General features: G+C 43.3%; 12 protein-coding genes. 7 read left to right on the top strand and 5 right to left on the bottom strand.

Annotated features, from left to right (window positions below; translation table 11 throughout):
* Positions 1 to 302 precede the first annotated feature (302 nt).
* Positions 303 to 680 carry a GNAT family N-acetyltransferase gene (locus FTV41_RS13095; RefSeq protein WP_096902643.1) on the bottom strand — a complete coding sequence of 126 codons (378 nt, stop codon included), beginning with the start codon at positions 678 to 680 and terminating at the stop codon, positions 303 to 305.
* A 96-nt stretch (positions 681 to 776) separates the two neighbouring features.
* On the opposite strand from FTV41_RS13095, the gene hisB reads away from it, so the two are divergent.
* The 6 genes from hisB to FTV41_RS13065 all read left to right on the top strand — a co-directional run bounded on the left by hisB (position 777) and on the right by FTV41_RS13065 (position 5,355).
* On the top strand, positions 777 to 1,370 hold the full coding sequence (gene hisB / locus FTV41_RS13090; protein ID WP_096902642.1) for an imidazoleglycerol-phosphate dehydratase HisB: 594 nt from the start codon (positions 777 to 779) through the stop codon (positions 1,368 to 1,370).
* Entirely contained in the window at positions 1,370 to 1,987 is a 618-nt protein-coding gene (gene hisH, locus FTV41_RS13085; protein WP_004974401.1) for an imidazole glycerol phosphate synthase subunit HisH, read from the top strand. Before hisB ends, hisH begins: the two co-directional genes overlap by 1 nt.
* A 248-nt stretch (positions 1,988 to 2,235) precedes the next feature.
* A complete protein-coding gene (locus FTV41_RS13080; RefSeq protein ID WP_004974398.1) occupies positions 2,236 to 2,706 on the top strand; it encodes a DUF805 domain-containing protein in 471 nt (156 codons plus the stop codon).
* 169 nt (positions 2,707 to 2,875) lie between these two features.
* A complete protein-coding gene (locus tag FTV41_RS13075; RefSeq protein WP_004974396.1) occupies positions 2,876 to 3,553 on the top strand; it encodes a hypothetical protein in 678 nt (225 codons plus the stop codon).
* Positions 3,554 to 3,620: 67 nt separating this feature from the next.
* Complete coding sequence (gene hisA, locus FTV41_RS13070) at positions 3,621 to 4,352, top strand: 1-(5-phosphoribosyl)-5-[(5-phosphoribosylamino)methylideneamino]imidazole-4-carboxamide isomerase (RefSeq protein WP_004974395.1); 732 nt, start codon at positions 3,621 to 3,623, stop codon at positions 4,350 to 4,352.
* Positions 4,353 to 4,464: 112 nt separating this feature from the next.
* Positions 4,465 to 5,355: a DMT family transporter gene (locus tag FTV41_RS13065; RefSeq protein WP_228274487.1), complete on the top strand. Its 891-nt coding sequence runs from the start codon at positions 4,465 to 4,467 to the stop codon at positions 5,353 to 5,355.
* A 55-nt stretch (positions 5,356 to 5,410) separates the two neighbouring features.
* Here FTV41_RS13065 and FTV41_RS13060 read toward each other — a convergent pair whose 3' ends face one another.
* The 3 genes from FTV41_RS13060 to FTV41_RS13050 are packed head-to-tail and all read right to left on the bottom strand — an operon-like array spanning position 5,411 to position 7,448.
* Positions 5,411 to 5,815 carry a hypothetical protein gene (locus FTV41_RS13060; RefSeq protein ID WP_167846391.1) on the bottom strand — a complete coding sequence of 135 codons (405 nt, stop codon included), beginning with the start codon at positions 5,813 to 5,815 and terminating at the stop codon, positions 5,411 to 5,413.
* A 40-nt stretch (positions 5,816 to 5,855) separates the two neighbouring features.
* Positions 5,856 to 6,485 (bottom strand): DUF1294 domain-containing protein, encoded by a 630-nt coding sequence (locus FTV41_RS13055; protein ID WP_167846392.1) that lies wholly within the window; start codon positions 6,483 to 6,485, stop codon positions 5,856 to 5,858.
* A gap of 12 nt (positions 6,486 to 6,497) precedes the next feature.
* Entirely contained in the window at positions 6,498 to 7,448 is a 951-nt protein-coding gene (locus FTV41_RS13050; RefSeq protein ID WP_179996676.1) for a homoserine kinase, read from the bottom strand.
* A gap of 113 nt (positions 7,449 to 7,561) precedes the next feature.
* Between FTV41_RS13050 and hisF the strand changes: the two genes are divergently transcribed.
* Positions 7,562 to 8,320, top strand: coding sequence for an imidazole glycerol phosphate synthase subunit HisF (gene hisF, locus FTV41_RS13045; protein ID WP_154320232.1), 759 nt, complete (start codon positions 7,562 to 7,564; stop codon positions 8,318 to 8,320).
* 356 nt (positions 8,321 to 8,676) lie between these two features.
* Here the strand turns inward: hisF and FTV41_RS13040 are convergent, their stop codons facing one another.
* Positions 8,677 to 9,291 carry a hypothetical protein gene (locus FTV41_RS13040; RefSeq protein WP_154320231.1) on the bottom strand — a complete coding sequence of 205 codons (615 nt, stop codon included), beginning with the start codon at positions 9,289 to 9,291 and terminating at the stop codon, positions 8,677 to 8,679.
* Between the last annotated feature and the right edge of the window lie 153 nt (positions 9,292 to 9,444).

The following is a 9,444-nucleotide window of genomic DNA, read 5'->3' as shown; positions in this document are numbered from 1 at the left end:
CAGTATTTTTCTTAATAGTGACTATAGTACAAGTATTTAAAACGACATTTCGTGTCGTTCATATGGTTTACTCCAGTCGCTTATATCCTCGTGCTGAACCACGAGGTTTTTCGCTCCAGTGGATAAACTTCTTTCACAAATCCGATTAAAACCATACTTCAATCCCCCATCATCCTCTTACGGAAGATATTCCTCATCCCTGAGCCATATATGGCGCAAGAGAAGGGATTTTCGATACTAATTTAATTTTGACCTATACGGATAAACTGAAAAGACAGACACAACGTCAGCTTTTTAAAAACTCACAACTTACCCAAATGCGCCAAACAACGATGAATCGCACCACAACCCGGCTGAAAGTGCTGCACACCTTTGGCTTCTTCCATACGGCACACCTCACTCACCAAACGATCTGCCACACCTCGACCACGGTTTGCAGGATGCACCACAATATATTCAAGCGTACGATGATCATCTTGCCCTGTGCACCAAATCGCACCAATCACTTTAGTATTAAATTCTGCCGTGTAAAGTAGGGTATACTGAGCCAAGTTCTGCTCAAGTTGGCTTACCGCATCTTGCCCATCGCCAAATTCAGGGCTGGTATCATACAGTCGCTCAAGCTGGCTGCGCACTTCGGTATTTTCCAGTGAAGTATAGGCATGTACGGTAATAGGCATTGATTAACCCTCCTGAGCAATCTAATATGCTGAGACTTCGTCACAGCGAAAACATTTTACATCAATCATTTTTGACGTTTTTTGAGGAACGTGTCTATGACCCAACGTATCAGTGAAGTGGTGAGAAATACCAACGAAACTAAAATTCGAGTTCGTGTGAATCTGGACGGTACGGGTCAAGGCACACTCAACACTGGAGTTCCATTTTTAGACCATATGATTGATCAAATCAAGCGACACGGTTTGTTTGATATTGATATTCATTGTGATGGCGACTTGGAAATTGATGATCACCACACTGTAGAAGACTGTGGTATCACGCTTGGACAAGCTTTTGCTCAAGCTTTGGGCGATAAAAAAGGTTTACGACGCTACGGTCACTTTTACGCACCACTTGATGAATCTTTAAGCCGTGTGATTGTCGATTTATCGGGTCGTCCGGGTTTATTTATGGATATTCCATTTACCCGCGCACGTATTGGTACTTTTGATGTGGATTTATTCTCAGAATTCTTCCAAGGCTTTGTCAACCATGCATTAATGACACTGCACATCGACAACCTCAAAGGTAAAAACAGCCACCACCAAATTGAAAGCGTATTTAAAGCATTTGCACGTGCTTTACGCATGGCATGTGAAGTCGATCCGCGTGCTGAAAATACAGTGGCATCAACCAAAGGAACACTCTAATGACCCGAATTGCCCTTCTTGACTATGGCATGGGAAATTTACACTCTGCAGCGAAAGCTTTAGAGCATGTGGGTGCAACGGTAGATGTGACCAATGACCCAAAACTGATTGCACAAGCCGATAAAATTGTGTTTCCAGGTGTGGGTGCTATGCGTGATTGTATGCAAGGCATGCATGAAGCTGGCATTGATGACGTGGTACGCAACGCGGTCTTTAATAAACCTGTACTTGCAATTTGTGTAGGCATGCAGGCGCTGATGCAACATTCCGAAGAAAATGGCGGAGCAGATGCACTGGGCATTTTTGCAGGTACAGTCAAACGCTTTCCTGAAGTAGCAGGTTTAAAAGTGCCACACATGGGTTGGAATCAGGTACATCAACGTGACCCGAGCCACCCTATGTGGAACAACATTGAACAAGATGCGCGTTTTTACTTCGTGCATAGTTTTTATGTTGAACCGCAAGATGAAAAAATCGTGGCCGCGACCTGTGATTATGGTTTAACTTTCTGTACAGCCCTGCATCAAGACAACTTGTTTGCAACGCAGTTCCACCCAGAAAAAAGTCACACTGTTGGTTTGCAGTTACTAAAAAACTTTGTGGAATGGAATATCTAATATTCAGGATGCTTCAATCAATAAAGCCGAGTTAATCTCGGCTTTATTTTTGCGTGAATGTTTTTCACTTTTATTGCACATTGATTTGTGTTTAAAATTAAAGCGTTTTTTATACCTTTTATTCAAAATAAACTGAGAGTCTGTCGATAATTGGTCTATGTTTGCGATGTGAGAGAGATATCTCACAAGATTTTTGAGCAAATATACGGTATGCGACAGAAAATTCAAAAAATCTAGGAATTACAACAATGAGTCAATATGTAGAAGATTCTGCACTCAGTGCAGCGGGGCGTTTTGGTCGATTATCATTTTTAGCGTGGAACTGTTTGCTCAGCTTGGGGCTTGCAGTACTGATTGCAATTATTGCCGTTGTTGCACCCAATTTATTGCTAGAGCTCGGCTCTGGCTCTATGGGCATCGGCATGATCTTGCTCGTGATCATTTATATCGTTGCGTTCTATTTTAGCTTTATTTTCACCATCCGCCGCTTGCATGACCGCAATCATACTGGCTGGTTATCTTTGCTGATTTTGGTGCCTTTGGTGAATATTATTATGGGTTTATATTTGGTATTTGCACCTGGCGATGATCGTCAAAATAGCTATGGTGCGGTACGTGAAACTGCAGGTTGGGAAAAAGTACTGGCTTGGATTTTTATTGTGCTGATGATTTTGGCGATTATTGGCAGCTTCTTGTCAGGTATATTCAGCAACGTCTAAGCAAAAATATTCCACTTGGTTGATATTTCGAAATAGCCCATCTATTGGGCTATTTTTTCAGGATATTCGCTGCAATCTTTGTCCTGCACAGCATTTTCTATCTTTTAAACTTTGCCAAATTCCGCAAAACGCTTTAGGCTAAAACCGCTTCTTTACCGCTTTGAATGTTATGGATCTCACTCGTCTGCGTACCCTGCCTAGCCCTGATGAAATTCGGCAATTGCCACTGTTTGAAAATATTGCGCGTCAAAATATTGTACTGATTCAAAATCTAGAGCAATGTCTAGCAATTGAAGCTGAACTGAAAACCGCAGCTGTCTTGGGTTTCGATTCTGAATCTAAACCCACGTTTAATGTAGGCGAAGTTTCTACAGGCCCGCATTTAATTCAGCTCGCAACCTTAGAAAAAGCCTATCTATTTCAGCTCAATGATGACATTTGGCAATTTTTGCAGCCAGTTTTTGCCAATCGCGATCAAATTAAAGTAGGTTTTGGGCTGAAAAATGATGCCCATTTATTTCGTAAAAAAGGTATACAACTAAATAGCGTGATTGAACTATCCAAATGTTTTGGCAGTTTTGGTTTTAAAAGTCCGCTTGGGCTTAAAAATGCCATGGCATTATTATTTCACGTTCATTTCCCTAAAAGCCGAAGTATCAGCACCTCAAACTGGGCATGCAAACAGCTCAGTGAAGCACAAATTGCCTATGCTGCCGCCGATGCCTACGCACCTGTGTTGATATTTGAAGAATTGGGGCGTTTGGGTCTATTGCCCGAGCATATCCCAAACAGTTCACTCAAATTGCGGATTCGTCCCTCTAAAACAAAACCTACAACAGATGCTTAGATATTTAACAATACTTTGTTAAGATGCACAGATTGAATTCAATAAGTTTTTGGCAAGGAGCGAAAGCATGCTGATCATCCCTGCAATTGACCTGAAAGATGGCAAGTGTGTTCGTTTAAAACAAGGTCGTATGGAAGATGATACTGTATTTTCTGACGATCCAGTGGCAACAGCACAACACTGGGTAAATGAAGGCGCGCGTCGCTTGCATTTAGTCGATTTAAACGGCGCTTTCGCAGGTACGCCAATTCATAAACCTGTGGTTGAAGCGATTGCAAAATCACAACCGGATCTTCCAATTCAAATTGGTGGCGGTATTCGTTCACTCGAAACCATCGAACACTATTTGGATGCAGGCGTATCGTTCGTGATTATTGGTACCAAAGCCGTACAAGAGCCTACTTTTGTAGAAGAAGCCTGCAAGAAATTTGCAGGACACATCATTGTCGGCATTGACGCCATGAATGGCATGGTGGCTACTGATGGTTGGGCCAACGTCACAGACGTGAAGGCAACAGATTTAGCTAAGCGTTTTGCCGATGCAGGTGTATCTAGCATTGTTTATACCGATATTGCCCGTGATGGCATGATGCAAGGTGTGAACGTAGAACAAACCGTAAACTTGGCGCAATATTCAGGCTTACCCGTGATTGCTTCTGGCGGTGTGACCAATTTAGATGACGTACGCAACCTAAAAGGTCAGCCTGGCATTTTAGGTGCGATTACAGGTCGTGCAATTTACGAAGGCACGTTAAGCCTGCGTGAGGCACAGTTGCTTTTAGATGAGCAATCTTTGTAATTCTGCCGCGTATTTTTAAAGAGGTCTGCGGACCTCTTTTTTATTTTGATTTTATTTTACTCATTTTGAGTTTTCTTCATCTCCCACTGGTTCTATGTCTCAGCTTTCACCAATGCTTCGCAGCAAAGCGCCGCAACTGGCGCTCATTTTGATTACCTTAATTTGGGGTGCAACCTTCATTACCGTGCAATACGGTTTGAACTTCAGCAGTCCAGTACTGTTTGTAGGCTTACGTTTTGCCGCAGCCACGTTGGCCGTGGGGCTGATTTCATGGCGAAGCTTACGTGGTTTTAGCATCGATGAACTCTATGCAGGCTTTGCCATAGGCGCAGTCATTGCGCTAGGTTATGTCACTCAAACCATTGGCTTACAAAGTATCAGCAGTAGCGAATCGGCCTTTTTAACGGCGCTGTATGTCCCGCTTGTACCGCTATTGCTGTGGTTATGCTTTGATCAACGTCCGCATGTCATGACTTGGTTGGGTGCTATTTTGGCATTTGTAGGCTTGGTCTTTTTAACAGGCAATGGCTTAGGCGCAATTCAGTTAAGTTTTGGACAAGCCATTACTTTAATCGGTTCAATTGCGATTGCCTTTGAAATTATTTTAATTAGCTATTTTGCCAATCGGGTCAATTTAAAGCGCGTTACCCTCATCCAACTGGGTTGTGCATCGTTATTGTGTTTTGCGATTGCACCATGGGTTGGAGAAACTCAATTGCCCGAATTTCAGTGGTCACTCCTTGCTGTTTTGCTCGGCTTAGGCATTGCCAGTGCCGTGATTCAATTGGTGATGAACTGGGCGCAACGACAAGTAGACCCTGCGCAAGCTGCTATTATTTATGCAGGTGAGCCTGTTTGGGCCGCATTGATTGGACGTTTGGCAGGCGAGCGCTTGGCAGTTCTGGCGTTGTTCGGTGGACTACTGGTGGTTTTAGGCGTGCTGGTCAGCGAATGGCGACCAAAATTTTTAAAACGAAACACATCATCCCAAAAAGTTGAATGAACAGCATCTAGGCAAGATCGCTCAAAACATCTTAAAAAGACGAACGAACGTGAATTTAATGATACATCGGTAAATTATCATTCACGCGAATTAAACCGCGTATAGCACGGTAAACAATCCATAACCACGAAATAGCAACCACTGCGATACAGAAAAGTGTCGCAGCCAAAGTCATACTGGCAAAGCTTTGCGCATCTGGACTAAAGAACACCAAAAAGAACGGCACAAAGGCCACAATATTCCAAAACAGATACCACCAGAAGCTGCGAATTTGCCAAGTAAAATGACTGGCAAAAATTGAACCTTGTACATCACTACGTTTTAAATAGTTGATGATTAAGGCAATCACGGCCAATATCCCCGCAGAAAAAATCGCCACGATATACAGCACATATAAAATCATGGTCAATGAACGATGTGGGTCTTGATCTACTGAATATGAATGCTCTGCTTCTGACATAATGCACCTGACAAGCCTGTTACTGGAACAATATTCCCAATTAGATACTGAGCTGATTCAACGGAGAAATTAACCATAAAATCAGCAAGATATTTAAGCCTATCGTACAAAAATAAATCTTACCAAAGGGTTGTTTTTGTGTTTTATGGCGTAATTTTTGTTGTGCTAACCATGCTGCAGGCCAGCCCCCTAAAAAAGCCACGATATGCAAATTATTTTCAGGAATACGACGCCCGCCCTGCTGTGCAGCTTCTTTATCTTGTGCATACAGCCAATAACTCAGCGCATTCATCAAACTGATGAATAATAACAACATGCCGCTGAGCAATCCCAACAGCGTCAGCAAAGCCAAAGCAACAATATAAGCCACACACAATATTTGCATCGGCTGCATTTTTTGCGTGCTGTTGGATATTTTTGTACTCACAGCAGATGCCTTTGCCGCCTTGGTCTGCGAAGCTTTTAAATACACCGCTTGCTGCGCTCGGTAACGTCCACGCTCATCCACAGTCACTGTGTATTCTAAGGCACAGCCCACAATTGGACGTGGACCTTGTCGGGCGAAGTCCTTAATGTGTAAAAACACGCGATCTTTTTGGTGGTCATTCGGCTGAATAAACCCATAACCCTGCTCATCAAACCATTCGACTAAACGCCCTTGATCACGCATGTTCTATATCCCTCAAGCTGTCACAAACTTTAAGCGTTCAATCAGCATATTCCGCATTTCATCTGGATTTTTCTGCAGAATATCTGCGCCTGTCCGCCCTTCTGCCGCATTTTTAGCAGCCACCTGCAAACGCATTAACCAAAAACGTCCTGCCGCCATTGCCAAATACAGTTCTAAACAAGCCTTTTCGTCTTGGGTTAAAGGACGCACGGTTTCGTAGGCATTTAAAAATGCCATCGCCTTGCTTTCATTTAAGCTCAACTCAGGAAAGTCGGTACAAAAATCATTTAGGGTAATCGCAATATCAAACAGCAATTCATCTTGATTTAATTCATAAAAATCTAAAATGCCTTGCAACTGATCATCTGCAAACAAGGTATTGTCACGGAATAAATCCGAGTGAATAAAACCTTTGGGACGCTGCGGATAGACTGCGGTTAAAGCTTCATACAAGCCCAAAAGTTTGGACAGTAAGGCTTGATCGGCCACATGCATGCTTGGTTTTAATTGGCGTGCGACCCCTGCCCAATAAGCATGATCACGTACATGATCGCGCTGCAAAGGAAAATTTTGTAAGGCCACATGCATTTTGGCTTGTGCAATCGCAATCGCTTCCACTTGCGCCACTGTTGCCAGTGTCGGATGCTGCCCAATTAAACGCGGTGCAATTTGTGCAGGTTTTTCTTTTAATTGGTGAATGGCTTGTCCCGAATAGGATAAAGGCACTGCCACAGGCAAACCCGCTTGCCCCAAATGCTGCAATACAGGAATTAATTCACCTGCCGCTTGCTGATCTAATTCTTCAAAAATGGTCAGCACGTACTCGTTTTGATTGTCGCAGCGCAAAAAATAATTGGTATTTTGAATCCCCCCTTGAATGGGAATCAGCTCGACCACCTCCAATCCATAAGGCGCTGCAAAGACCTGAACTTCCTTTAAAGTCAAAGGAGTATAAACCGACATAGAAAACCTGCGAAAAACCTGAGCTAAGTTTGATAGAATACCCGCTCCATCTGCCAAGGTGTAGCGCTTGTGTGGGTGAGTTTCATAATCGGCTGTAATAATTGGAAAAATTTATGCTAGCGAAACGTATTATTCCTTGCCTAGACGTAGATAATGGTCGCGTGGTTAAGGGCGTGCAATTCCTTGATATTCGTGATGCGGGCGACCCTGTAGAAGTGGCGCGTCGTTATAATGAACAAGGTGCCGATGAAATCACCTTTTTAGACATTACCGCTACCCATCATGGTCGTGATACGACTTATCGTACCGTAGAACGTATGGCAGAAACCGTGTTCGTGCCCCTCACCGTTGGTGGTGGCGTGCGTAAGGTTGAGGACATCCGCCTGTTACTTAACGCAGGTGCAGATAAAGTCAGCATTAACTCTGCAGCCGTGTTTAACCCTGAATTTGTGCAAGAAGCCTCACAGCGTTTTGGCGCGCAATGTATTGTGGTTGCCATTGATGCGAAAAAAACGGGTGATAACAAATGGGAAATTTTCACCCACGGTGGTCGTAAACCAACCGGTATTGATGCCATTGAATGGGCAGTGAAAATGGCAGACTATGGCGCAGGTGAGCTATTGGTCACCTCAATGGATGCCGATGGCACCAAAGCAGGCTATGACTTGGCGCTCATGCGTGCCATCAATGACCGTGTAATGGTACCTACCATTGCTTCTGGCGGTGTAGGTAATTTACAACACTTGGCCGATGGGATTCTAAAAGGCGGTGCCGATGCGGTACTGGCAGCCTCAATTTTCCACTTTGGTCAGCATACCATTCCTGAAGCCAAACAATATTTGGCAGCACAAGGCATTGAAATGCGTTTGTAAAATCATAGTGCAAACGAACTGTGAAAAGTGCAATCTGAGGATTGCACTTTTTTTAGCTTAAAATTGAAGTAAAGGTAAAATTTAGGCAGAAAAAAAGGAGTCCGAAGACTCCTATCAACTCAAAAAACCACAGCGCTGAGGTTCTTTTATCTTTTTAAATAGACTTATAAAAAAATAATCAACAAAATCAATTTATCATCACACAATATTCAACCGAAACATCCGTGGATATTTCACTGCACACAATATACGCAGAGCTTTAGCTGAAATATTGACCAAAAACACCAAAAACATTGACCATTTGCGACAAGACTTGCCCAAGCTGTCAGTACAAACCTTCATTTGCTGCAATACAGTTAAGATAACTGCTCTGCCACAGCTAATTTTTTCTCGACCCATTTGGCAGGAAAATATGCAGCAGACAGATGGTTTAAACCCTGTGCAATCACCCGAGGTAAGGCAATGCCTAACGGATTTTGCTCCTGTAAGGCAGGTGCTGAAATGACTCGCGTTCCTAAAATATAATCAAACCACGGTTTGGTCACGCACCAGTTCGCATCCTGATTACTGTTCATGTGATGGTCATAATGCCACGGAATTTTCTTAACTGCCCACTCTGGCTCTAAATGCGCACGACGGTGAATATAATAATAATTCGCAGCACTATATAGCGCAGCCAAACTCATACCCTTAGAAATTGGATAGAACACGCCACTGGCCACCGTTGCCACCACAGCCAAAGACACAATTTCATTTTTGGTACGCCAGTTGCGAATCCCTTCGACATAGCCATGATCGTGAAAACTGGTTTTACGCACTTCACGATGATGTTCCCAATGTGATTTCATACTTTCAGGCACAGGACTATAACGGCGCTGCCCTGCTCGATGCGTTCCGTGCAAAATATATTTATGTGCCACCCATTCAAAACCATTGGCAACCACCAAACCTGCTAGAAATCCTTTCCACATCGCTATTTCTGTTCCTTAAAATGTAGTCAAACATAGTCAAGGACTAATTCGCACTCTGTTAATGTCTTGTTGCCAAGCGTGTAACTAGAGCCTGAGTCGGTCAGTTCCGACTTGTAGCGGTCAGTCCGTTCTTGCAATATACGCTTTACAGTT

This window comes from Acinetobacter sp. YH16051 (assembly GCF_013417135.1).
Classification (GTDB): Bacteria; Pseudomonadota; Gammaproteobacteria; order Pseudomonadales; family Moraxellaceae; genus Acinetobacter; species Acinetobacter towneri.
Note: the sequence above shows the minus strand (reverse complement) of the source record. Positions and strands in the feature narration are given on the sequence as shown.